At 65.3% G+C, this 23,652-nt stretch carries 22 protein-coding genes; 13 read left to right on the forward strand and 9 right to left on the reverse strand.

The features are described 5' to 3' along the window. Positions 1-16 precede the first annotated feature (16 nt). Positions 17-571, reverse strand: a complete 555-nt coding sequence (locus AC0L3B_RS03765) for a fasciclin domain-containing protein (RefSeq protein ID WP_018459783.1) — start codon at positions 569-571, stop codon at positions 17-19. Between the two features lie 300 nt (positions 572-871). Next, the gene (locus AC0L3B_RS03770; protein WP_018459782.1) at positions 872-1,633 is read right to left on the reverse strand and encodes an SDR family oxidoreductase; all 762 of its coding nucleotides are present in this window, start codon (positions 1,631-1,633) and stop codon (positions 872-874) included. Positions 1,634-1,743: 110 nt separating this feature from the next. Here AC0L3B_RS03770 and AC0L3B_RS03775 point away from each other — a divergent pair, with 110 nt between their 5' ends. Both AC0L3B_RS03775 and AC0L3B_RS03780 read left to right on the forward strand, forming a co-directional pair. Beyond that, on the forward strand, positions 1,744-3,273 hold the full coding sequence (locus tag AC0L3B_RS03775; protein ID WP_018459781.1) for a malonate--CoA ligase: 1,530 nt from the start codon (positions 1,744-1,746) through the stop codon (positions 3,271-3,273). 28 nt (positions 3,274-3,301) lie between these two features. Then, complete coding sequence (locus AC0L3B_RS03780; RefSeq protein ID WP_473380043.1) at positions 3,302-3,811, forward strand: hypothetical protein; 510 nt, start codon at positions 3,302-3,304, stop codon at positions 3,809-3,811. Here the strand turns inward: AC0L3B_RS03780 and AC0L3B_RS03785 are convergent. After that, positions 3,808-4,668, reverse strand: coding sequence for a sulfite exporter TauE/SafE family protein (locus AC0L3B_RS03785; RefSeq protein ID WP_018459779.1), 861 nt, complete (start codon positions 4,666-4,668; stop codon positions 3,808-3,810). The two genes, AC0L3B_RS03780 and AC0L3B_RS03785, sit on opposite strands and share 4 nt — an antisense overlap. Positions 4,669-5,190: 522 nt before the next feature. On the opposite strand from AC0L3B_RS03785, the gene sdhC reads away from it, so the two are divergent. The 11 genes from sdhC (at position 5,191) to AC0L3B_RS03840 (ending at position 17,549) form a co-directional block, all read left to right on the forward strand. Further along, positions 5,191-5,589: a succinate dehydrogenase, cytochrome b556 subunit gene (gene sdhC / locus AC0L3B_RS03790; RefSeq protein WP_018459778.1), complete on the forward strand. Its 399-nt coding sequence runs from the start codon at positions 5,191-5,193 to the stop codon at positions 5,587-5,589. Next, complete coding sequence (sdhD, locus tag AC0L3B_RS03795; RefSeq protein WP_007598776.1) at positions 5,586-6,002, forward strand: succinate dehydrogenase, hydrophobic membrane anchor protein; 417 nt, start codon at positions 5,586-5,588, stop codon at positions 6,000-6,002. Before sdhC ends, sdhD begins: the two co-directional genes overlap by 4 nt. A gap of 4 nt (positions 6,003-6,006) precedes the next feature. Beyond that, complete coding sequence (gene sdhA / locus AC0L3B_RS03800) at positions 6,007-7,842, forward strand: succinate dehydrogenase flavoprotein subunit (RefSeq protein ID WP_018459777.1); 1,836 nt, start codon at positions 6,007-6,009, stop codon at positions 7,840-7,842. A 42-nt stretch (positions 7,843-7,884) separates the two neighbouring features. After that, the gene (locus AC0L3B_RS03805; protein WP_018459776.1) at positions 7,885-8,667 is read left to right on the forward strand and encodes a succinate dehydrogenase iron-sulfur subunit; all 783 of its coding nucleotides are present in this window, start codon (positions 7,885-7,887) and stop codon (positions 8,665-8,667) included. A gap of 189 nt (positions 8,668-8,856) precedes the next feature. Next, positions 8,857-11,028: a hybrid sensor histidine kinase/response regulator gene (locus AC0L3B_RS03810; RefSeq protein WP_473380044.1), complete on the forward strand. Its 2,172-nt coding sequence runs from the start codon at positions 8,857-8,859 to the stop codon at positions 11,026-11,028. A 53-nt stretch (positions 11,029-11,081) separates the two neighbouring features. Beyond that, complete coding sequence (locus AC0L3B_RS03815; protein WP_026233875.1) at positions 11,082-13,037, forward strand: ABC transporter ATP-binding protein/permease; 1,956 nt, start codon at positions 11,082-11,084, stop codon at positions 13,035-13,037. 127 nt (positions 13,038-13,164) lie between these two features. Beyond that, entirely contained in the window at positions 13,165-13,989 is an 825-nt protein-coding gene (locus AC0L3B_RS03820) for an FkbM family methyltransferase (RefSeq protein WP_377787128.1), read from the forward strand. Positions 13,990-14,011: 22 nt separating this feature from the next. Then, positions 14,012-14,398, forward strand: coding sequence for a VOC family protein (locus tag AC0L3B_RS03825; RefSeq protein ID WP_377787131.1), 387 nt, complete (start codon positions 14,012-14,014; stop codon positions 14,396-14,398). 72 nt (positions 14,399-14,470) lie between these two features. Next, positions 14,471-14,956 carry a pyridoxamine 5'-phosphate oxidase family protein gene (locus AC0L3B_RS03830; protein WP_018459773.1) on the forward strand — a complete coding sequence of 162 codons (486 nt, stop codon included), beginning with the start codon at positions 14,471-14,473 and terminating at the stop codon, positions 14,954-14,956. Continuing rightward, entirely contained in the window at positions 14,956-15,198 is a 243-nt protein-coding gene (locus AC0L3B_RS03835) for a hypothetical protein (protein ID WP_018459772.1), read from the forward strand. The genes AC0L3B_RS03830 and AC0L3B_RS03835 overlap by 1 nt, the downstream gene beginning before the upstream one ends. A gap of 185 nt (positions 15,199-15,383) precedes the next feature. Then, the gene (locus AC0L3B_RS03840; RefSeq protein ID WP_473380045.1) at positions 15,384-17,549 is read left to right on the forward strand and encodes an OmpA family protein; all 2,166 of its coding nucleotides are present in this window, start codon (positions 15,384-15,386) and stop codon (positions 17,547-17,549) included. 78 nt (positions 17,550-17,627) lie between these two features. Here AC0L3B_RS03840 and argG read toward each other — a convergent pair whose 3' ends face one another. The 6 genes from argG to AC0L3B_RS03870 form a co-directional block, all read right to left on the reverse strand. After that, entirely contained in the window at positions 17,628-18,965 is a 1,338-nt protein-coding gene (argG, locus tag AC0L3B_RS03845; RefSeq protein ID WP_018459769.1) for an argininosuccinate synthase, read from the reverse strand. Between the two features lie 93 nt (positions 18,966-19,058). Continuing rightward, a complete protein-coding gene (locus AC0L3B_RS03850) occupies positions 19,059-19,835 on the reverse strand; it encodes a phosphatase PAP2 family protein (RefSeq protein WP_473380046.1) in 777 nt (258 codons plus the stop codon). Between the two features lie 56 nt (positions 19,836-19,891). After that, a complete protein-coding gene (locus AC0L3B_RS03855) occupies positions 19,892-20,386 on the reverse strand; it encodes a hypothetical protein (protein ID WP_018459767.1) in 495 nt (164 codons plus the stop codon). 157 nt (positions 20,387-20,543) lie between these two features. Beyond that, positions 20,544-21,746 carry a dual-specificity RNA methyltransferase RlmN gene (gene rlmN, locus AC0L3B_RS03860; RefSeq protein ID WP_018459766.1) on the reverse strand — a complete coding sequence of 401 codons (1,203 nt, stop codon included), beginning with the start codon at positions 21,744-21,746 and terminating at the stop codon, positions 20,544-20,546. Positions 21,747-21,915: 169 nt separating this feature from the next. Beyond that, positions 21,916-22,578, reverse strand: coding sequence for an invasion associated locus B family protein (locus AC0L3B_RS03865; RefSeq protein WP_018459765.1), 663 nt, complete (start codon positions 22,576-22,578; stop codon positions 21,916-21,918). Positions 22,579-22,695: 117 nt separating this feature from the next. After that, positions 22,696-23,535, reverse strand: coding sequence for an SDR family oxidoreductase (locus AC0L3B_RS03870; RefSeq protein ID WP_085354310.1), 840 nt, complete (start codon positions 23,533-23,535; stop codon positions 22,696-22,698). Positions 23,536-23,652 lie beyond the last annotated feature (117 nt).

Here is a 23,652-nt window from a genome sequence, read left to right on the forward strand (position 1 = left end):
CCGGACGGCGCGGTGTTTACGTCGCCGGCATCAGCACGGTGTCGACCACATGGATTACACCGTTCGACTGGTTGACATTGGAGATCGTCACCATCGAGGTACCGCCCTTGGCGTCGAGGATCCAGACCTTGCCGTCCTGCTTCTTCACCGTCAGCTCCTCGCCTTCGGCGGTCTTCATCTTCTTGCCGTCGGTGAGGTCGGACGCCTCGAGCTTGCCGGGCACGACATGGTAGGTGAGGATCTTGGTCAGCGTCGCCTTGTTCTCGGGCTTCACCAGAGTGTCGACGGTGCCGGCCGGCAGCTTGCCGAAGGCGGCGTTGGTCGGCGCGAACACCGTGAACGGACCCTTGCCTTCCAGCGTCGGCACCAGGCCGGCCGCCTTCACCGCCGCCACCAGCGTGGTGTGGTCCTTCGAGTTGACGGCGTTCTGGACGATGTTCTTGGACGGGAACATCGCGGCGCCGCCGACCATGACGGTCTTTTCCTCGGCGCGGGCGGGCGCGACGACGGTCGCGGTGATGGCCAGCGCGCTGAAGGCCGCAGCGGTGAGATAGGCAATACGCTTCGACATGGAGGGTCTCCCGATTGGATTGTGACCGGCGATTGCCGGCGTTCGAGTTGGGCAACAACAGTGGCTGCGACCTGCGAGTGTGAAGCAGCAGCGCCGTCGTTGGCTCGAACTACGGGAGCGTTTGCGAAGCGGTTTCGAGCAAAACTTCTTTGTGATGGGTGAAACTAAGTGCGTGGTTCTCCGTGGGGGGCGTCATTGCGAGGAGCGAAGCGACGAAGCGATCCAGGCTGCCACCGCGGATGCACCGCTGGATTGCTTCGCTTCGCTCGCAATGACGCGCCTCGACGATCTACCTGCCGCTCAATCCCTGTTGTGCGGCGTCTGGATAAACCCGCGATTATGCGTCGGGCTGATCAGCAGTTCATTGATGCACACCCGCGCCGGCATGCTCGCGATGAACGCGATGGTGCGGCCGAGATCTTCGGATTGCAGCATCCTGGCCTGCTCCTCCTCGCTCGGTACCACCGGGCGCAGCTTCAGGATCGGGGTCGCCACCTCGCCCGGCATCAGGCAGCAGGCGCGCAAGCCGTTGACGCATTCGTCCATGTTGAAGGAATGCGTCAGCGCCAGCACCGCATGCTTGGTCGTGGTGTAGGCCGGGCCCGGCATTTTCGAGACGTGGCGGCCGGCCCAGGACGAGACGTTGATGATGGAGCCGTCCTGCTGCTTGCGCATCGTCGGCAGCACCGCGCGCATGCAATAGAGCACGCCGTTGAGATTGACCTGGACCAGCTGGTCCCAGCCCTCCAGTTCCATGTCCTTCCAGCTCCGCTTAGGGACATTGATGCCGGCATTGTTCACCAGCAGGTCGATCCGGCCGTGCTTCGCAACGATTTGATCGGCCGCCTTCTGGGCCGCGGCGGCGACCGACACGTCCAGCGCGATGGCCTCGGCGGCCCCGCCCGTCTGGGCGATCTTCGCGACCACGGTATCCAGGGCGTCCTTGCGCCGGCCCGAAACCACCACCGTCCAGCCGTCGGCCGCCAGCGCCTCGGCGCCGGCCTCCCCGATCCCGCTGCCCCCGCCTGTCACCCAGGCCACGCGTTTCCCGTTTTTGGTCATGCAAACTGTCTCCGTTGCTTCATCGGGGCGGTTTTTGCTAATCCAGCCCTCGGTTTTGACCGGCCTCTGACGATCGTTGCGGTCAAGCCTTGCGGTCGAGGAAATCTTGCATGAACCAAGCTGCCAACGCCAATCTGTTTTCCCGCCTGTTCGACGGCCTCGACGATCCGAAGCGCCTCGCGATCGAGACGCATGACGGGGTCCGCATCAGCTATGGTGATCTGATCGCCCGGGCCGGACAGATGGCCAATGTGCTGGTCGCGCGCGGCGTGAAGCCCGGCGACCGCGTTGCGGTGCAGGTCGAGAAGTCCGTGACCAACATCGTGCTGTATTTGGCCACGGTGCGGGCCGGCGCAGTCTATCTGCCGCTCAACACCGCCTATACGCTCAACGAGCTCGACTACTTCATCGGCGATGCCGAGCCCTCGCTGGTGGTCTGCGATCCCGCCAAGGCGGAGGGCCTCGCCCCCATCGCCGCCAAGGTGAAGGCCAAAGTCGAGACGCTCGGGCCTGACGGCAAGGGCTCGCTGACGGACGCCGCCGACAAGACGAGCAGCGAATTCACCACGGTGGCGCGCGCAAACGACGATCTCGCCGCGATCCTCTACACGTCCGGCACCACCGGCCGCTCCAAGGGCGCGATGTTGACCCACGACAATCTGGCGTCGAACTCGCTCTCGCTCGTCGGCTTCTGGCGCTTCACCGACAAGGACGTGCTGATCCACGCACTGCCGATCTACCACACCCACGGCCTGTTCGTGGCGACCAACGTGACGCTGTTTGCGCGGGCATCGATGATCTTCCTGCCGAAGCTCGACCCGGATCTGATCATCAAGCTGATGGCGCGTGCCACGGTGCTGATGGGCGTGCCGACGTTCTATACCCGTCTGCTCCAGAACGCTGCGCTGTCGCGCGAAACCACAAAGCACATGCGGCTGTTCGTCTCGGGCTCGGCGCCGCTGCTCGCCGAAACCCATCGCGAATGGTCGGCGCGCACGGGGCACGCGGTGCTCGAGCGCTACGGCATGACCGAGACCAACATGAACACGTCGAATCCCTATGACGGCGAGCGCGTGCCCGGCGCGGTCGGCTTTCCGCTCCCCGGCGTGTCCGTACGCGTCACCGATCCCGAGACCGGCAAGGAGCTGCCCCGTGACGAAATCGGCATGATCGAGGTCAAGGGCCCGAACGTGTTCAAGGGCTATTGGCGCATGCCGGAGAAGACCAAGGCGGAATTCCGCGACGACGGCTTCTTCATCACCGGCGACCTCGGCAAGATCGACGCCAAGGGTTACGTCCATATTCTCGGCCGCGGCAAGGATCTCGTGATCTCCGGCGGCTTCAATGTCTACCCGAAGGAAATCGAGAGCGAGATCGACGCCATGCCCGGCGTGATCGAATCCGCCGTGATCGGCGTGCCCCACGCTGATTTCGGCGAGGGCGTCACGGCGGTGCTGGTCTGCAACAAGGGCGCCGATGTGACCGAGGCCGCGGTGCTGAAGGCGCTCGACGGCCGGCTGGCCAAGTTCAAGATGCCCAAGCGGGTCTTCGTGGTCGACGAGCTGCCGCGCAACACCATGGGCAAGGTGCAGAAGAACGTGCTGCGGGATACGTACAAGGATCTTTACGCGAAGAAATAGGGGCGCAACTGCTCCGGGCTGGGGGGACATGAACCGAGAGCAAGCTAAGAAGATACACAAGCACCTGCTCGATGCCGCCGCAGCATTCCGGCGAGCGGAGGCCGCGATCGTCGATGTTGGCGATGACGGCCGAAAGCTGTTTGCAGATCCGCTCGTAACGGCGGTTTTCCATTTGCAATTCAAGCTTCTGCGATTGATCTACAAGCGATTTCCGGATCTTGAACCGCCGGGACGGCCTGCCACCATCGACAGCACACTCTGGTGGGAAGACGTTTCACTTCCGTCCTCTGTGCTGGAGACCGATTTGGATCGCGTCATTTTCTCTGTCATGAAGTCGCGATGGCAGAAGTTCGCAATGGTCCTGTACTGCGCGGTTGAGAGGGTCGAAAAGGAAGAAGCGCTAGCGGCTCCCGTCGATTTTGAGGTCTTTGCGGCCCGCATTCAGGCGTTGGTTGAGGCCGACCTCCTGGAGGCGCAAGGCAATCTTCAAATGTGGGGCCACAGCGAAGTGAGATTGAAGGACCGGTCCGTCAATTAGTGCCCACCCACCAGGCTCATCACAAACCTGCTGCCGACGATGAACAGATAGCACCCGAACGCGACTTCCAGCGTCCGCTTCGACATTGCATGCGCAGCCTTCACACCGAGCGGTGCCGTCACAAGGCTCATTGGCATCACCAGGACCGCGCCGATCAGCGAGACGTAACCGAGCGCGAACGGGACCTGCAGGGCTGCAACGGCCGGGTAGCTCACCGCCGCAGGCCAACCGGCATAGATGTAGCCGAGCGCGCCGGGGATCGAGATCAAGACCGCGAGCGCCGACGATGTCGCCACTGCCTGGTGGATCGGGCGGCCGTAGAACGTCATCAGCAGGTTCGAGAACAGGCCACCGCCGATGCCCATCAACGTCGACAAAATGCCGACGCAGAAGCCGTAGATTCGCATCAAGGGGCCCTTCGGCAGATCATCGCCGAGCTTCCAGCTCTCGCGCGCGAAGATCAGCCGTACCGCGGCCGACCAAGCGACGGCGACGAACACGATCTTGAACAGTCGCTCCGGCGCGTAACGCGCGACCACGCTGCCGGCGACGACGCCGATCAGGATCGGCAGCCACCAGACCCGGAGGATCGCAAGATCGACGGCGCCGCGCCTGTAGTGCGCCTGGAACGAACGGATCGAGGTCGGAATGATGACAGCGAGCGAAGTGCCGATGCAGAGCGGCATGCGCACCTCGAGCGGCACACCGGCGATGCGGAAGCACTCGTAGAACACCGGCACCAGAATCGCGCCGCCGCCGATGCCGAACACGCCGGCCAAAAATCCGGAGAGCGCGCCGGTTGCGATCAGCAGCAGCGCGAGTTCGGCGATCTCCTTGATATCAAGTCCTGCAATCACCCCTGACCTGCCCCGGCGATGGGTCGCAACTTCTCCGATGCATCGCTCGGAAACGGCTGCCCGCAATGCTCTAGGCGATCTGATTTGTCGGGTCGACCGCCGCATCTCCGGTCCGGGGTGGGATGCGGACTGCGCATATCCGCCCGTCTCGCGAAAAATCGGCGCGCTTCGCGGAACTTGGAGATTGCTTGCCGACCATCCCTACCGGTTCGAACGTCATGAACTGACTGGCTCGAACCCTGGCCGGCCCGCAGCGGCTTGGAGCCGTTCCAATAGTAATTTCAATGCGTCTCGGGTCTCATTACAAGAGGTGAATTTATATTCTATCTTTAGCCGGTGCGCCACCCCTCTGGTATACCAAGTCTCCGATTGGCCTTGTTACATCAAGGGCCTAGAGCTGAACTCAAGTTCGGTTTATGGCGATTTGGTGATTGCGCAGGTGAAATCGACTCCGTAAATAGAGCCGACCTTTCGCGATCCCCGCGCGCCCCATGCTGGGCCGCAATAAAGCAATTGAAGCCCATGACCGCACGGATCGAACGACCGCTTTCGCCGCACATTCAGACCTACCGCTGGACCCTGACGATGGCGCTTTCCATCGTCCATCGCGCCACCGGAATTGCCCTCTACGCCGGAACGCTGCTGCTGGCCTGGTGGCTGATTGCGGCGGCCTCCGGCCCCGCCGCCTATAGCCACGTCCAAGCCTTCACCGGCAGCATCATCGGCCGCCTGATCGTGTTCGGCTACACCTGGGCGCTGATGCACCACATGCTCAGCGGCATCCGGCATTTCGTCTGGGACCTCGGCTACGGCTTCAAGGCCAATGAGCGCGAAGCGTTGACCTGGGGCGCCCTGATCGGCGGCATCGTGCTCACGGTCCTCATTTGGATCATCGCCTACGCGATCGGAGGCGGACGATGAGTTTCGACGAATCCCACGGCGCCCCGAAGGGCTCCTCCATGCGCACCCCGCTCGGCCGCGTGCGCAATCTCGGCGCGGCGCATTCGGGCACCTCCGATTTCTGGCGCCAGCGCATCACCGGCGTCGCCATGACGCTGCTGATGATCCCCGTGATCGTGATCGTGATGATGCTGCTCGGCCGCAACCAGGCCGGCGCCGCACAGATTCTCGGCTCGCTGCCGATCGCGGTGATCCTGCTGCTCTTCATCTTCGCCAGCGCCTGGCACATGAAGATCGGCATGCAGGTCGTGATCGAGGACTACATCCATAACGAGAAGCTGAAGCTCATCTCGATCATGCTCAACAACTTCTTCTCGTTCGCCGTGGCGCTCGCCTCGACCTACGCGATCCTGAAACTTTCCTCCGGAGTCTAAACCCATGGCCACAGAGACCAATGGCAAGGGCAACGGCGCTCCCGCCACCAACGGCAAAGCCTATCCGATCGAAGATCACACCTATGATGTCGTCGTGGTCGGCGCCGGCGGCGCAGGCCTGCGCGCCGTGGTCGGCTGCAGCGAAGCCGGTCTTCGTACCGCCTGCATCACCAAAGTGTTTCCGACCCGCTCGCACACCGTCGCGGCGCAGGGCGGCATCTCGGCGTCCCTCGGCAACATGCACAAGGACGACTGGCGCTGGCACATGTACGACACCGTGAAGGGGTCGGACTGGCTGGGCGACCAGGACGCGATCGAATACATGGTGCGCAACGCGCCCGAGGCGGTCTACGAGCTCGAGCATTGGGGCGTGCCGTTCTCGCGCACCGAAGACGGCAAGATCTACCAGCGCCCGTTCGGCGGCATGACCATGGACTACGGCAAGGGCCAGGCGCAGCGCACCTGCGCCGCCGCCGACCGCACCGGCCACGCCATGCTGCACACGATGTACGGCCAGTCGCTGCGTCACGCGGCCGAGTTCTTCATCGAGTTCTTTGCCATCGACCTGATCATGGACGACCAGGGCACCTGCCGCGGCGTTATCGCGCTCAAGCTCGATGACGGCACGCTGCACCGCTTCCGCGCCCAGACCGTGATCCTCGCCACCGGCGGCTATGGCCGCGCCTATGCATCCTGCACCTCGGCGCACACCTGCACCGGCGACGGCGGCGGCATGGTGCTGCGCGCCGGTCTGCCGATGCAGGACATGGAGTTCGTGCAGTTCCACCCGACCGGCATCTACGGTTCGGGCTGTCTCGTCACCGAAGGCGCGCGCGGCGAAGGCGGCTATCTCGTCAACTCCGAGGGCGAGCGCTTCATGGAGCGCTATGCGCCCTCCGCCAAGGATCTGGCCTCGCGTGACGTCGTCTCGCGCGCGATGACCATCGAGATTCGCGAAGGTCGCGGTGTCGGCAAGAAGAAGGACCACATCTTCCTTCATCTCGACCATCTCGATCCCGCGGTGCTGGCCGAACGCCTGCCGGGCATCTCGGAATCCGCAAAGATCTTCGCCAATGTCGACGTGACGCGCGAGCCGATCCCAATTGTGCCGACCGTGCATTACAACATGGGCGGCATCCCGACGAACTATCACGGCGAAGTCCTGACCAAGAAGGACGGCGACGACAACGCCATCATCCCCGGCCTGATGGCGATCGGCGAGGCCGCCTGCGTCTCCGTGCACGGCGCCAACCGCCTCGGCTCCAACTCGCTGATCGACCTCGTCGTGTTCGGACGCGCCGCGGCGCTGCGCCTCGCCGAGAAGCTCACGCCGAACGCCAGCCAGCCGGAATTGCCGGCGAATTCGTCCGACCTGGCGCTCGGCCGGCTCGACCACTACCGCTACGCCTCCGGCGGCACGCCGACCGCGAAGCTGCGCGAAGGCATGCAGCACGTGATGCAGAACAATTGCGCGGTGTTCCGCACCGGCGACATCCTGAGCGAAGGCCAGAACCTGATCGAGAAGGTCCATAGCGGCATCATCGACATCGCCGTATCCGACCGCTCGCTGGTGTGGAATTCCGACCTGATCGAGACGCTCGAATTCGACAATCTGATCTCGCAGGCGGTGGTGACGATGAACTCGGCCGCCAACCGCACCGAGAGCCGTGGCGCGCATGCCCGCGAGGACTTCTCCGAGCGCGACGACAAGAACTGGATGAAGCACACGCTGGCCTGGCTGGAAGATTCCGGCAAGGTCAAGATCGAGTACCGCCCCGTTCACGACTACACCATGACCAACGACGTCCAGTACATCCCGCCCAAAGCTCGCGTTTACTAAACGGCGCGCGTGTACTGAGCGAACAGCGAAAGCTTTATCGAAATGGTTGAATTCGCACTTCCGAAGAACTCCAAGATATCAGGCGGCAAGACCTGGCCGAAGCCCGCGGGCGCGACTGAGGTCCGTGAATTCCGCGTCTATCGCTGGAATCCGGACGACGGCAAGACTCCCAGCGTCGACACCTATTACGTCGACACCCATGATTGCGGGCCGATGGTGCTGGACGGCCTGATCTGGATCAAGAACAACATCGACCCGTCGCTGACCTTCCGCCGCTCCTGCCGCGAAGGCGTCTGCGGCTCCTGCGCGATGAACATCGACGGCCAGAACACCCTGGCCTGTACCCGCTCGATGCACGACGTGAAGGACGGCGCGGTGAAGATCAATCCGCTGCCGCACCAGCCTGTCGTGAAGGACCTCATCCCCGACCTCACCAATTTCTATGCACAATACGCTTCGGTCGAGCCGTGGCTAAAGACGACCTCGCCGACGCCGCAGAAGGAATGGAAGCAGAGCCACGAAGACCGCGAGAAGCTCGACGGCCTCTATGAATGCATCCTCTGCGCCTGCTGCTCGACCTCTTGCCCGAGCTATTGGTGGAACAGCGAGCGCTACCTCGGTCCCGCCGCGCTGCTCCAGGCCAACCGCTGGGTATCGGATTCGCGGGATGAGGCGACCGGCGAGCGGCTCGACAATCTCGAGGACCCGTTCCGCCTCTATCGCTGCCACACCATCATGAACTGCGCCAAGGCCTGCCCGAAGGGCCTCAACCCGGCGGAAGCCATCGCCGAGCTCAAGCTCAAGATGGTCGAGCGCCAGATCTAGGCGTCATTCATGCTGCGATCCCCGGCCGGAACGGCCGGGGCATTCTACGACGGGCAGGTGTTCGAGTAGATTTTGCCTGCACCCCTGCGCGCGCAAGCAGGCGGGTTGCAACCTCTGGTTCCCGCCACAAGCCGCTTCCTTCCCGGCGCGAAATTCAAGTAAGCTCTCCGGCGTGGGACCGGAGCGACCGTGCAGGGCGCACAACGCAATTCGCTGAGATTGCTGCAGTGGATGATGGCTGCGTCCCTGGCGCTGCCGATTGCGCTGTTCGCGATCGCCGCCTCGATCTCCTACACCTCGACGAAAGATATCGCCGACCGCGAGATCGAGCGCACCCTCGATGTCGCGCATGAGCATGCGCTCAAGGTGTTCGAGACCATCGACCGCAGCCTCGCCGAGATCAACGAGGTGGTGCGCGGCATGCCCGACGACATCATCCGCTCGCGCGAGCCGGCCCTGCACCGCCGCCTGAAGCAACTCTCCGATTCGCTGCCGCAGCTCAAATCGGCATGGATCTTCGATGCGGACGGAAAGTCGCTGGTCAACAGCCTGGCCTCGCCGCCGCCGGCGCAGAGCTTTGCGGACCGCGACTACTTTGCCGCCCATGTCGACCAGACCATCGGCAGCTACATCGGTGTTCCCCTGACGCCGCGCCAGCCCTATCAGGGCGCGCGCTTCTTCGGGGTCAGCCGCCGCCGCGGCTCCGACGACGGCAGCTTCATCGGCGTGATCCAGGCCTCTGTCCTCCCGGAATATTTCGAGAGCTTTTATGCCCGGATCGGCTCCGACCCTGGCAGCTTCCTCGCCATGGGACGCACCGACGGCGTGGTGCTGGCGCATCTTCCGCGGCTGGATCGCGACCTCAGGCTCGATCCTAACGGGCCGGTCGGCCGCAGCATCGCAGCTCACCCCGAGCATGGCCTCATCACCATTGCCTGGCCATGGGACGAGGTCGAGCGCCGCATCGGCTACCGACGCATCGCCGAATACCCGATCTATGTCAGCGCGGGGTTGGAGACCTCGGCGATCCGCGCGCGCTGGTTCGCCACCATGGGCCAGCATCTGGTGTTCGGCATTCCCGCCACCGCGCTGCTGTTTCTGCTGCTGGCGTTCGCGTTCCGGCGCACCCAGCATCTCCAGGCCGAGGCCGCCGCGCGGCGCGAAGCCGAGGAGGCGCTCAAGCACAGCCAGCGCCTTGAGGCGCTCGGCCAGCTCACCGGCGGCGTCGCGCACGACTTCAACAACCTCCTGACCGTGATTCGCGCCTCCGTTGACCTGCTGAACCGGCCGCAGCTGAGCGAGGAGCGGCGCCAGCGCTACATCACCGCCATCGCAGACGCGGTCGGGCGCGCAGCCAAGCTGACATCGCAGCTGCTCGCCTTCGCGCGCCGCCAGACCTTGAAGCCGGAGGTGTTCGACGTCGGCGCGCGGTTGCAGTCGCTGCACGACATGCTCGCGACGCTGCTCGGACCCGCGATCGAAATCGCGATGCGGCTGCCGGCCGAGCCCTGCCTCGTCAATGCCGATGCAAGCCAGTTCGAGACGGCGTTGATCAACATGGCGACCAATGCGCGCGATGCCATGCACGGCAAGGGCAGGATCGTCTTCAACGTCGAGGCCGCGGCGACCATTGCGGACACGCGGGCTCCCGTCTCGGGCAACCCTGATCTTTCAGGCGGCCGTGACCTTGCTGGCAAACACGGTTTCGTCGGCATTGCCGTCAGCGACACCGGCATCGGCATTCCGGCTACGCGGCTCGAGCGCATCTTCGAACCGTTCTTCACCACCAAGCAGATCGGCCACGGCACCGGTCTCGGCCTATCGCAGGTGTTCGGCTTCGCCCGGCAGTCCGGCGGCGAGGTGACAGTCACCAGCGAGGTCGGCCACGGCAGCACCTTCTCGCTCTACCTGCCGCGCGTGGCGCCGGATTTGCTGCCGCAGCGGCAGGCACCGAATACGGCCCCGGCCGTGGCCGGCAGCGGCATGTCGGTGCTGCTGGTCGAGGACAATATCGAACTCGCCAATTTCGCGGCCGACGGCCTCACCGAGCTCGGCTACAGCGTCACGCTGATCGACAACGCAACCGATGCACTCGCCGAGCTGGTCATGGATGCCGATCGCTTCGATGTCGTTTTCTCGGACATCGTGATGCCCGGCATGACCGGGCTCGATCTCGCGCAGGCGGTCCGCGACCGCGGCATCGGCGTGCCGGTCGTGCTGACCACCGGCTACAGCGAGGCGCTGTCCCAGGACGGCAAGGTCGATTTCGAGCTCGTGCAGAAGCCCTACGCGATCGATCAGCTATCGCGCGTGCTGCACCGGGTCGCGCGGCGCCGGGTGCGCGACGGCGCCGCCCAGTGAGCTGACGCCCGGAACCTACGGGAACCTTTTGATTTAGCTTGCGTTATCCGGCCATGCAAAAGCCGGTCAGAAAACGCGAATCGGGCAAGAAGCCGCCCATCGTCGAAATCATCGGCGAGACCGGCGGGGAAGTGGCTCCGCCGCCGCCCGAGCTGGTCGAGCCCGACCCGGAGCTGTCGCCTGAAGAGGCCGAGCAGGCCCGCAAGGACTATCTCCTCACCCGCTTCTGGATCAGCGCGCGCGGCTTCTGGGGCGGCAACGGCGACCGGCTTGCGTGGCTCTACTCCGTCGGCCTCGGCCTGCTGATCGTCCTCACCGTCGGCTTCCAATACGGCATCAATGTCTGGAATCGGGCGATCTTCGACGCGATCGAGAAGCGCGAGGCGTCCACCGTCTTCCATCTCACCGCGGTATTCTTCCCGCTCGCGATCGGCAGCATCGTGCTCGGCGTGGCACAAGTGTTCGCGCGCATGGGCATCCAGCGGCGCTGGCGGGCGTGGCTGACGGCAAGCGTGCTGACGCGCTGGCTTGGCAACGGCCGCTATTACCAGCTCAATCTCGTCAGCGGCGACCACAAGAATCCGGAATACCGGATCGCGGAGGATCTGCGCGTCGCGACCGATTCGCCGGTGGATTTTCTCGCCGGCGTGACGTCCGCGCTGCTGTCGGCCGTGACCTTCATCGTCGTGCTCTGGACCATCGGCGGCGCGCTCACCGTCACCCTTGCGGGATCGTCGGTGACCATTCCCGGCTTCCTGGTGATCGCCGCGATGCTCTATGCGGGAATCGCATCGGGCTCGATCCTGGTGATCGGCCGCCAATTCGTGCAGGTCTCCGAGGACAAGAACCAGGCTGAGGCCGATTTCCGCTACACGCTGACGCGCGTGCGCGAGAACGGCGAGAGCATCGCGCTGCTCGGCGGCGAGGAGGAGGAGCGCGACGGCATCGACCGCAATTTCACCAACGTGCTGCGGCAATGGGCGCGGCTCGCGGGTCAGCACATGCGCACCACGCTGGTGTCGCAGGGATCGAGCCTCGTTGCGCCGGTCGTGCCGCTTCTGCTGTGCGCGCCGAAATTCCTCGACGGCAGCATGACGCTGGGTCAGGTGATGCAGGCGGCTTCCGCCTTCACCATCGTGCAGAGCGCGTTCGGCTGGTTGGTCGACAATTATCCGCGGCTCGCCGACTGGAATGCCTGCGCTCGCCGCATCGCCTCGCTGATGATGTCGCTCGACGGCCTCGAGCGCGCCGAGCTGGGCGACGGCTTCGGCCGCATCAAGCGCGGCGAGACCAGCAATGACGCCATGCTGGAGCTGAAGGATCTCTCCGTCACGCTCGATGACGGCACCGCCGTGGTCGGCGAGACCGAGGTGGTGATCGAGCGTGGCGAGCGGCTGCTGGTGGCCGGCGAATCCGGCACCGGCAAGAGCACGCTGGTGCGCGCCATCGCCGGGCTCTGGCCATGGGGTGGCGGCAGCGTCAATTTCCATCCCGACCGGCGGCTGTTCATGCTGCCACAGCGACCCTACGTGCCGTCGGGCTCCTTGCGTCGTGCCGTCGCCTATCCCGGCGCGGAAGACGACTGGACGGTCGAGGAGATCGGCGAGGCCCTGCACAAGGTCGGCCTCGACCATCTCAAGGAGAAGATCGAGGAAGAAGCACCCTGGGACCAGACGCTGTCCGGCGGCGAGAAGCAGCGCCTCGCCTTCGCGCGGTTGTTGCTGCACAACCCGGATATCGTCGTGCTCGACGAGGCGACCTCGGCGCTCGACGAGAAGAGCCAGGACAAGATGATGAAGATGATCACCGACGAACTGCCGAAGGCCACCATCGTCAGCGTCGCGCATCGTGTCGAGCTGGAAGCCTTCCACAGCCGCAAGATCGTGCTGGAGCGCCGCAAGGGCGGCGCAAAACTCGTCAGCGATATCGACCTGATCCCGCGCAAGGGCAAGCGCAAGCTGCTCGGCCGCTTCCTGCGCCAGCGCAAGGCGCCGAAAAAGGCGGCGTGACGGGCGGTCTCTTTTCTTCGTCGTCCCGGCGAAGGCCGGGACGACCCAGAGATTGTTGCCCGGATCGAGCGTTGGAGTCCCCGGCAAAACCGGCTATGCATGCGCCGCTTGCAACGAGGACTTTGACTTGGCGACCGATAATGCCCCTTCGTCCGCGCCGTTCGGCGCGTTTGCGCCGAACGCGGCGCAGGCCGCGATCATTCGCCTCGCGACACAATCGGGGCTGAAGCGCGGCGCGTTCCGGCCCTGGCTGTCGCGATTGGTGAACCTGCTGCGCGGTGGTCCCATCGACGTGCAATACCAGGGCGCATCGTTCCGCTTCTATCACCAGGGCAGCGCCACCGAGCGCGGCGCGCTGTTCAATCCCGATTACAATCTCGACGAGCTCGACTTCCTGCGCCAGCACACCCCGGAGGGCGGCGTGTTCGTCGACGTCGGCGCCAATGTCGGCACCTTCGCGCTGGTGATGGCGCGACAGGTCGGGCCATCAGGCAAAGTGATCGCCATCGAGCCGCATCCGATGACGTTTGGACGGCTGTCGTTCAACCAGGCCGCGTCGAAAGCGACGCAGGTGCGCCTGGTGCAGGCGGCCGCCGGCGACAGCGACGGCGAGCTGATGATCGAGAGCGGCGGCGACAATCTCGGTGCCACGCATGTCGTCACCGGCACGGCCAGCGCCGAGGCGATCAAGGTGCCCTCGCTGCGGTTGACGCGCATTCTCGGCGAGGCCGGCGTCACCAAGGTGGACGCGCTGAAGATCGACGTCGAGGGCTTCGAGGATCGCGTTTTGATCGGCTTCTTCCGCGACGCGCCGCAATCGCTATGGCCGCGCGCGGTGGTAATCGAGCATTTGTCGCAAAAGGAATGGCGGGACGATTGTATCGCCGACATGGTCGCGCGCGGTTTCGTGGTTGCGCGCAAGACGCGGAGCAATACGTTCCTGTCGCGCTGACGACGAACAACGGAGGTTACGAATGATCGACCATATGGGCTTCCCGGTCTCCAACTATGAGCGCGCCAAGGCGTTCTACGCCAAGGCATTGGCGCCGCTCGGCTACAGCCTGATCATGGAGGTCACGCAGGAGCAGACCGGACACGATCCAGCCGCCGGCTTCGGCGCCGACGGCAAGCCGGATTTCTGGATCGGCGGCGAGGGCGCGCTGAACAAGCCGGTGCATGTCGCGATTCTGGCGAAGGACCGCGCCACGGTGGACGCGTTCTACAAGGCGGCGATTGCAGCGGGCGGGCGCGACAACGGGCCGCCGGGCATCCGGGCGCATTACCATCCGACCTATTACGGCGCCTTCGTGCTCGACCCTGATGGACACAACATCGAGGCGGTTTGCCACGCGCCGGAATAGATAAGTTCCATCCTTCGGCCGGAACCTCGTTCCGCGCGCGCCGTTGTCGTCCCTTGCAAGAAGGAGCACGACATGGCCAACGACAATGCCCGCGACGTCGACCGCGTATGGGATCTGATGAAGACGATCGGATTCGCGATGCTGGTGACGCGCGATGGCGACAAGCTCCGCGCGCGGCCGATGAGCGCCTATCTCGACCGCAACGCGAACACGATTTATTTCCTCACCGACGCGCGGCGTCACAAGGACGAGGAGATCGCGCGCAATCCGTCCATCAACCTGTCGTTCGCAGATGCCGGCAGCCAGAAATACGTGTCGCTGACGGGCACCGCAATGATCTCCAATGACCGTGCCAAGATCAAGGAGCTGTTCTCGACGCCGGCCAAGGCGTGGTGGGACTCTGCGGAAGATCCGAACATCCGCGTGCTCAAGGTCACGCCTGACGATGCCGAGTTCTGGGACTCGCCCGGCACCGTGATTTCCTATGTGAAGATGGCGGCCGCGGCGGTGACGAACACGCGCCCCGATCTCGGCGACAACCGCAAGGTCTCTATGTAATGCCGATCGAGCCGCCCGAGATACCGCCGTCGACGCCCGGTACGCCCACCGAACCGCCGCCGGGGATTCCGCCGAGCAATCCGCAGCCTGAAATCGCACCGCCGGTGCGCGAGCCCGGCTCGCCAGCGCCGCCCGACGAATTGCCGGGCCGCATGCCTGAAGAGATTCCATCACGCGGACCGAACGGACCGCTCACGCCGAATCCCGCGACGGATGCAAGTCCGCCGCGGGATCGCGCATGAGGCGACGCATCACATCCGAGGCAATTGCAACCTGCGTCTGAATGCGCAATGAACGTCACCATAGTGAGGTGATTTGCGTGCAGAAATAAATCGGGCCGCGTCCGCTTCGTCTGCCACAATCCGGCCTAACGCGTAGCTGTTCATCCCAACACTTCGTCAAAGAACCTTCCGGGGAAGTTCACCACATGACCAACCTTCGTTTCGTGCTGCTTGCCACCACGGCTCTGACCGCGATGCAATTCGCAAGCTCCGCATCGCATGCACAAGGCGCGCCGCCGCTTGTCGTCGCGCAGGCGCAGCCACAAGAGACCGGCCCTGACGGAAAACCGAAGCAGCCGCCGAAGGGACCACCAGCGGCCGCGCCGCCTGCGGCGCCCGCGCGCCCGGCCGCACCGCCGCCCGCAGCTGCACCTCCCCATCCGCCGGCAGCGCCTCCGCCGGCTGCGGCACCGCCGCGCCCAGCAGCGCCGCCACCGCCCCCGCCACCACCTGCGGCCCGTCCGGCACCGCCGCCGCCGCCACCTGTGGCCCGTCCGGCACCGCCGCCGCCCGCACCGCCGCCCGCCGCCCCGAAGCAACCTGCGCCGCCCCCGGCTGCGGCTCCGCAACAGCACGCGCCGACACCGCCGCCTCCGGCACCGCCTTCCGCGCGCCCGGCTCCCCCGCCGCCAGCACCGCCGTCCGCCGCGGCTCCGCAGCACGCACCGACGCCGCCTGCGGCAGCAACTCCGCAGGGACGCCCAGCGCCGGCGCCCACGGCAACACCGTCGCCTGCGCCGGCCGCTCCGACCGCGCGACCGGGTGCTCCGGCTGCACCTGCAGCCACACCGTCACCGACGGCGACTCCTGCGCCGACCGCGACGCCGGCTCCAGGCAGCACGCCGGGCACGCCGCCGACTGGCCGCCCCGGTACGCCGCCTCCCGGCGGACGTCCTGGTGCGCCCCCGGCTGCAGGGTCACCTGCTCCAGGCGCCACGCCCGCGCCGACGGCCACGCCGACCCCCGGTGGCACTCCGACGCCGCCGCCCGTCCTTCCAGGTTCGCCTCCTGCGCCTGGTGCAACTCCGGCTCCGACAACGACGCCGGCCCCCGGTGGCGCCGTGACACCGCCCCCTGGACGCCAGGGTGGTGCGCCTCCTGCTGGTGCACCCGCTGCCGGAGCTCCGCCGACCCAGCCGCAGGCAGGCGCCCCGCCCCGGCCGCCGGCTCCCCCCGCCGGCGCCGCCGCACCGAGCACCGTGCCGGGCTCGGCGGCTGCGACCCCGCCGCCCAACAGGGCGCAATACGCGGCGCCCACGGTTGCGCCGGCGTTCCGCGCCGCGCCCACGACGACCACGCCCCTGCCGCCACCGCCGCGTCCGCCGCAGCGTGACCTGACGCCGCTCGCGATCGGTGCAGGTGTCGTCGCCGGTGCCGTGATCGGCGCGACCATCGCCGACTACCGCAACCAGCGCCGCGAGTCGGTCGAAGGCGGCCGCACCGTCTACACCGAGCCGGACCGCATCATCATCCGCGATCCGGGTGGGCAGACCTACGTCCGCGGCAACGATCTCTATCGCTTCCGCTATGGCGCCCGCGACATCCGCACCGAAACTGTCGGCGTAGATACCCGCACCGTGGTGATCCGTCCCGACGGCAGCGAGATCATTACCGTTGTAGGTCAGGACGGTCGGCTGCTGCGGCGAATCCGCAGGGACCCGGCCGGGCGCGAGCTCGTCATCATCGACAACAGCTACCGCGATCCGCAGTCGGTCGGCGGTTTCTATGTCGACGCGCCGCCGCCCGTCGTCAACATGCCCTACGATCGCTATATCGTCGACGCCCAGGAGGCCTCGCCGGACGTGATCTACGAGACGATGGTGGCGCCGCCGGTGCAGCGGATCAACCGTCGCTACACGCTCGACGAGATCCGCTACAGCCCGAATGTTCGCATGCAAATGCCGAGCATCGACCTCAACACGATCAACTTCGAGACCGGATCGTGGACCATCCCACCGGACCAGGCGGCGAAGCTGCAGTCGATCGCCGACGGTCTCAACCGTGCGATCCAGGCCAACCCGCGCGTGGTGTTCCTGATCGAAGGTCACACCGACGCGGTCGGCAACGACGTCGACAATTTGTCATTGTCGGACCGTCGTGCGCAGTCCGCGGCCGAATTGCTGACCCAGCAATTCGGTGTGCCGTCTGAAAACCTGACGTCGCAAGGCTATGGCGAGCAGTACCTGAAGGAGCAGACGCAAGGACCGAGCGCGATCAACCGGCGCGTCACCGTCCGCAACATCACGCCGTTGCTCAACGGCGGCCAGGCCTCGCTGCCGCCGCCCCCGCCCGGCACCGCGCCGCCGCGTTGAGGCGAAGCACAAAATGCAAAATGGCCGGGAGCAATCCCGGCCATTTTTTGTTTTGTTTCGTAGCCCGGATGGAGCGTGTCAGCTCTTGTCGCTCTCCAGCCGGAAGATCTGCGAGCCTTCGCTGCCCGAGAGCAGGCCCGTGTCGCTGTAGAGCTTCAGCTTGGCGCGGGTATCGTTGATGTCGAGGTTGCGCATGGTGAGCTGACCGATGCGATCGGCCGGCGTGAACGCCGCGTCCTCGACCTTCTCCATGCTGAGCCGCTCCGGCGCATAGGTGAGGTTCGGGCTTTCGGTGTTGAGGATCGAGTAGTCGTTGCCACGGCGCAGCTCGAGCGAGACCTCGCCGGTGACGGCGCGCGCGACCCAGCGCTGCGCGGTCTCGCGCAACATCAGGGCCTGCGAATCGAACCAGCGGCCCTGGTAGAGCAGGCGTCCGAGGCGCATGCCGCTGATGCGGTACTGCTCGATGGTGTCTTCGTTGTGGATGCCGGTGACGAGGCGCTCATAGGCGATGTGCAGCAGCGCCATGCCGGGCGCTTCATAGATGCCGCGGCTCTTGGCCTCGATGATGCGGTTCTCGATCTGGTCGCTCATGCCGAGGCCGTGGCGGCCGCCGATGGCGTTAGCTTCGAGGAACAGCGCGACGGGATCAGAGAAGGTCTGGCCGTTCAGCGCGACCGGCTGGCCTTCCTCGAAACGCACCACAACCTTCTCGGCCTTGACGTTGCAGTCGTCACGCCAGAACGGCACGCCCATGATCGGGTTGACGATCTTGATGCCGCTGTCGAGACTTTCAAGATCCTTGGCCTCGTGCGTCGCGCCGAGCAGATTGCTGTCGGTCGAATACGCCTTCTCGGCGCTCATCTTGTAGGCAAAGCCCTGCGCCGTCATGAACGCCGACATCTCGGCGCGGCCGCCGAGCTCGTCAATGAACTGCTGGTCGAGCCAGGGCTTGTAGATGCGCAGGCCCGGATTGGTCAGGAGGCCGTAGCGATAGAAGCGCTCGATGTCGTTGCCCTTGAAGGTCGAGCCGTCGCCCCAGATGTTGACGCCGTCCTCCTTCATCGCCGCGACCAGCATCGTGCCGGTGACGGCGCGCCCGAGCGGCGTGGTGTTGAAATAGGTGATGCCGCCGGTCGAGATATGAAAGGCGCCGGACTGGATCGCGGCGATGCCTTCGTGGACGAGCTGCGTGCGGCAATCGACCAGCAGCGCTTTCTCCGCGCCGAACTCCATCGCCTTGCGCGGGATCTCGTTGTAATCGGCCTCATCCGGCTGGCCGAGATTGGCGGTATAGGCGTAGCAGCGCGCGCCCTTCTGCTTCATCCAGAGCAGCGCCGCGCTGGTATCGAGGCCGCCCGAAAAAGCGATGCCGACTTTCTCCCCCTTGGGCAGGCTTTTCAGGATCGTGGTCATGGGGCTTCCAATCGGTCTCGAAGGGCTGATGTCGTTTCACGGGTTGACCGCGCGAATATCAAATTTCGCGGGGCTCGGCACCCCTTTAATGGCTCAAACTGACGGCTCGGCACCCGTCTTGCGTCCGAACAGGCGCTGGCGGAGCCGGTAAGCGGGCATGTTCAGCCGAGTCAGGGCGGCATCGACCGCCTCGTCGGAAAACCGGGTCCGCGGCCAGCGGTAAATCAGCGCGTAGGCAAACCAGATCACGACGAAGGTGACGAGGCCGGCGATCGACACGTCGGTGAAGAAATGGCCGCCAAAGGCCATCCGCAGCCCGCTGGTCACGAGGCCGAACACCACGGCTCCGGCATAAGCGAGCGGTCGCCACGCCGGCGGTGCCAGTGCGGCCGGCGCCAGCGTCCAGAACGCGGTCGCGCCCTCGCCCGAGAAGAACGAGCAGTTGCGCGCGCAGCCCCCGCGCGGATCCCACCACGGCACGAATTGCTGGTCGCCGGCGAACTGCGTCACCACCACCGGGCGCGGCCGGCCCCAATAGGACTTGAAGGCGAGATTGGTGAGGATGCCGGCCGACATGATGATCGTGACCAGCAGGAAGACGATCGCGCGACCGGATACCATCAGCGGGCGGTCGGGCCGGACCATCTTGACCACGAGCGCGATCAGCGCAGGCAGCACGAACGCCCAGGCGACCCACATCGCGGCGTCGCGCGCGAAGCCGGCCCAACCGTTCAGCTTGAGCGGAAACGTTTTCGTCTCAGGGGCGAAGAACAGCGCGGCGAGCTTGAGATCAAGCTCGGGATAGAGGCCGAAAACGACGCCGATCACGAGCCACAGCGCCAGGGCGATGAAGAGTCCAGTCCGGTTCATGGCGCGCGGTTTAGCCCAGTGGGAAAGGGATGAAAACCCCGTGACAAGTCAGAAAGTCACCGCGCATCCGGCCGCGAATTCGACGGCAGCGGCGGAGGCGGCTGGCGCGCAGGCGGCGGATTGCGCCAAGCGCCGGCATTGCGGCCGGCGATCAGCCAGTAGACGACGCCGGCGACGATGCCCGCGCCGGTCATGATCTCCAGATGCCGCCGCACAATGCCTTCGAATTGCAGCGTGTCGGAATGAAACGGGACCAGGCCGAGATAGCAGGCGAGCCCCACGACGCCTCCGCCCACGGCATAGGCGAGCGCGCTGCGGATGTAGAGCGCCTCGGTGATCGCGACGATCACCGCCGCCGGCACCAGCGCAAAGCCCGAGACGAAGATGAAGCCGAACCCGAGCAGGATATCGATCGTGCCCTGATCGACGGGACCGGCGCCGAGATCGGCGAACTCCGGAAACAACAGCGCGACGACAACGATCATGCCGCCGACGAAACAGGCGGCGAGGAAGCCGATGAAGATGACGACGAGGCGGCCGATCAGGGACATGATGGGAACGAATTGGTGACTGACGGCGTCGCCACATCCACAATCGTCATGCCCGGGCTTGACCCGGGCATCCACGACTTGCTCTCTCGTGGCTCGACGTGGATGGCCGGGTCAAGCCCGGCCATGACGGGCGTTGAGAGCGTCGCCATCATCAATATCAATCCGTCATCGCCATGGCCCGCAGCGTCTGGCGTTCACGGGCCGAGAGCTTTTCCGTCTCCGACTTGAGCTGGCCGCAGGCGGCGAGGATGTCGCGGCCGCGCGGAGTGCGCACCGGCGAGGAATAGCCGGCGTTGAAGACGTATTCGGAGAATTTTTCGATCTGGTCCCAGTCCGAGCACTCATAGGCGGTGCCGGGCCAGGGGTTGAACGGGATCAGATTGATCTTGGCGTGAATGCCCTTGAGCATCTTCACCAGCAGCTTGGCATCGTCGAGCGAATCGTTGACGCCCTTGAGCATCACATATTCGAAGGTGATGCGGCGCGCGTTCGAGGCGCCGGGATAGTCGCGGCAGGCCTGCAGCAATTCCTTGATCGGATATTTGCGGTTGAGCGGCACCAGCTCGTTACGCAGCTCGTCGCGCACCGCATGCAGCGAGATCGCGAGCATCACTCCAATCTCCTCGCCCGCGCGCACGATATTCGGGACCACACCCGAGGTCGACAGCGTGATGCGGCGGCGGGAGATGCCGATGCCTTCGTTGTCGCCGACGATCAGCAGCGCGTCGCGCACCGCGTCGAAATTGTAGAGCGGCTCGCCCATGCCCATCATCACGATGTTGGTGACGCGGCGCGTACCGTCTTCGCGATCGGCCCAATCATTCAGACGATCGCGCGCCACCATCACCTGTCCGACGATCTCCCCGGCGGTGAGATTGCGCACCAGGCGCTGCGTGCCGGTGTGGCAGAACGAGCAGTTCAGCGTGCAGCCGACCTGGGAGGACACACACAACGTGCCGCGATCGGTTTCGGGGATGTAGACGCACTCGACTTCATGCGCCCGCTCGACATTGTCGCCGCTCGGCAGCCGCAGCAGCCATTTGCGGGTGCCGTCGTTGGAGATCTGCTCGGCCACGACTTCGGGCCGGTCGACGGTGAAATGTTGCGCGAGCTCGGCACGAATGCCCTTCGAGACCGACGTCATCTCTTCGAAATTCTGGGCGCCACGGAAATACATCCAGTGCCACAGCTGCTGCACGCGCATCTTGCGCTGCGCCGGTGCAACGCCGATCTCGCCGAGGCGATCGGCAAGCTCGGTGCGCGACAGGCCGATCAGCGAGGGCCTCGCCGGCGGCACATAGGTCTCGAGCGGAGTCTTCTCCACCAGTGTTGCGTTGTGCGGCTCGGTCGTCGGTTGCATGGAATGGCCTGATTTAGGTGGTCGTTCTGGGATGGTCCAAAGGACTAAACCCGGAACCTCGAGATTCCGAGTTCGATGCTACGCATCGCCCCGGAATGACGGGAGAAAATCTGGAACGCGCCCTATATAGCAACCGGAACGGCCGATTGCGACCTTATCGACCGCAGGCTTAACGCCTGCAATCCTGCGCGATCTTGTCGAGCGCCTGGGCAAGGCCCTTCAGCGAAAAGGTGTCGGTGGTCTCGGTCCCCTTGGACGACATGCCCTTGACCACGAGATCGGCGGATTTGCGCATGGCCTCGACCATCCGCTCTTCCTCGGCCGCGTTCTTGATCCAGAGACCGTCGCCCTGCGAGTACATGGCGAAAGCGGCGCCGCCCACCTCGACCGAGGATTCAGAGCCCGGCTTCAGCGCATAGCCGATCATGACCGAGACTTCGTTGTTGACCTTCTCCGCCGGGCGGGTGGAGACGAAGGCATAGGCAGGATCGCGCGGCCGATTCGGCGGGTTGGTCTTCGACGACGACGGCTTGGCCAGCGCGAAGCAGACCTTTTTGCCGTTGGGCGCGGCCGAATAGGCGCCCCAGGTGCCGAACTGACCGATCAGGGTTGGCTCCGCGCCGCCGGCAACCGCCGCGTGCGGGGCCGCCGGCTTGCTCTCGGGCTTTGCAGCCGTCTTTCCAGTCGTATTGGCCGCCGGCGCGGCCGGTTTCGGCGCGGCCTCTTTCGGTGCAGTCTTGGGCGCAGGCTGCGCCGTCTGCGCCCGCGCGGAATCGATGATTCCACAGGCCGCCACGCCCGTCATCAAAGCTAAAATCAGCACCCGCCACATGCTGGAGTGGTTCCCTCAATATTGTGACTGGAAGATGGCCCGGTCGCGCATTGTCCCCGGGGCAGGGATAGCCGGGAAAGTCCAATTTGGGAAGGCAGTTAGCGAAGGTCGCGGCGACTAGGCCCTGGATCGCGCCGCGCGTTGCTCCGCCCATTGCGCATCGGTCCAGCGCAACAAATCCTCGGCGCCGGAGCTGCGCAAATGCGCGCCACCGTCGATCACCACCATCTCGCCGTTGATGTAGCCGGCACGGTCGGAGACCAGGAAGCTGGCGAGGTCGGCAAGCTCGGGGTGCTCGCCGGCTCGTCCCATCGGGTTGCGCGCGGCCCACCCTTCGTCGCGACCCTCGGGGCGGAGCTGGCCCGAGGCGCCGGCGGTCGGGAACGGTCCCGGCGCGATCGCGACGGTGCGGATTCCCTTCGGGCCCCATTCCACGGCGAGACTTTTGGTCATCGCCAACACGGCCGACTTCGCCATCGCCGACGGCACGGTGAAGGCGCGACCGGTGATGGTCGAGGTCGAGAGGATCGAGAGCACGACGCCGCCATGCTTGCCGTCGATCCAGCGCTTGCCGGCGGCAAGCGTGCAATACATCGCACCATGCAGGGTCGGCGCGAGAATCGCATCCGCGGCGCGGAATGAGAGATGCTCACTCTGCGCGATGAAAGTCGCAGCCGCATTGTTGACGAGAATATCGAGCGGCGCCCCGCGCCAGATCGCGTCCATCATGCTCTCGACGGCGGTGCCGTCTCGGATATCGCAGGCGATCGTGGTGACCTTGCCGCCGGTCTCTTCGCGCATCTTGCTCGCCGCCGCCTCGAGCCGATCGAGCTTGCGGCCGCAGATCACGAGCTCGGCGCCGAGCGCGAGGAAACGGTGCGCCATTGCAGCACCGAGGCCCGAACCGCCGCCGGTGACGAGGATGCGCTTGTCCTTGAGCAGGCCTGTTTCAAACATGGTTTGAATCCTTCTTGTTTCGTCGTTGCGCGCGCAGCGGGAAACCGTACCGCGGAAATAGGCTTCGCTACGCTCCCAATGACGGGAGGATAGGCTCCTGCGTTCCAACTGACAAAG

It is taken from the genome of Bradyrhizobium sp. Kon56 (assembly GCF_055807635.1).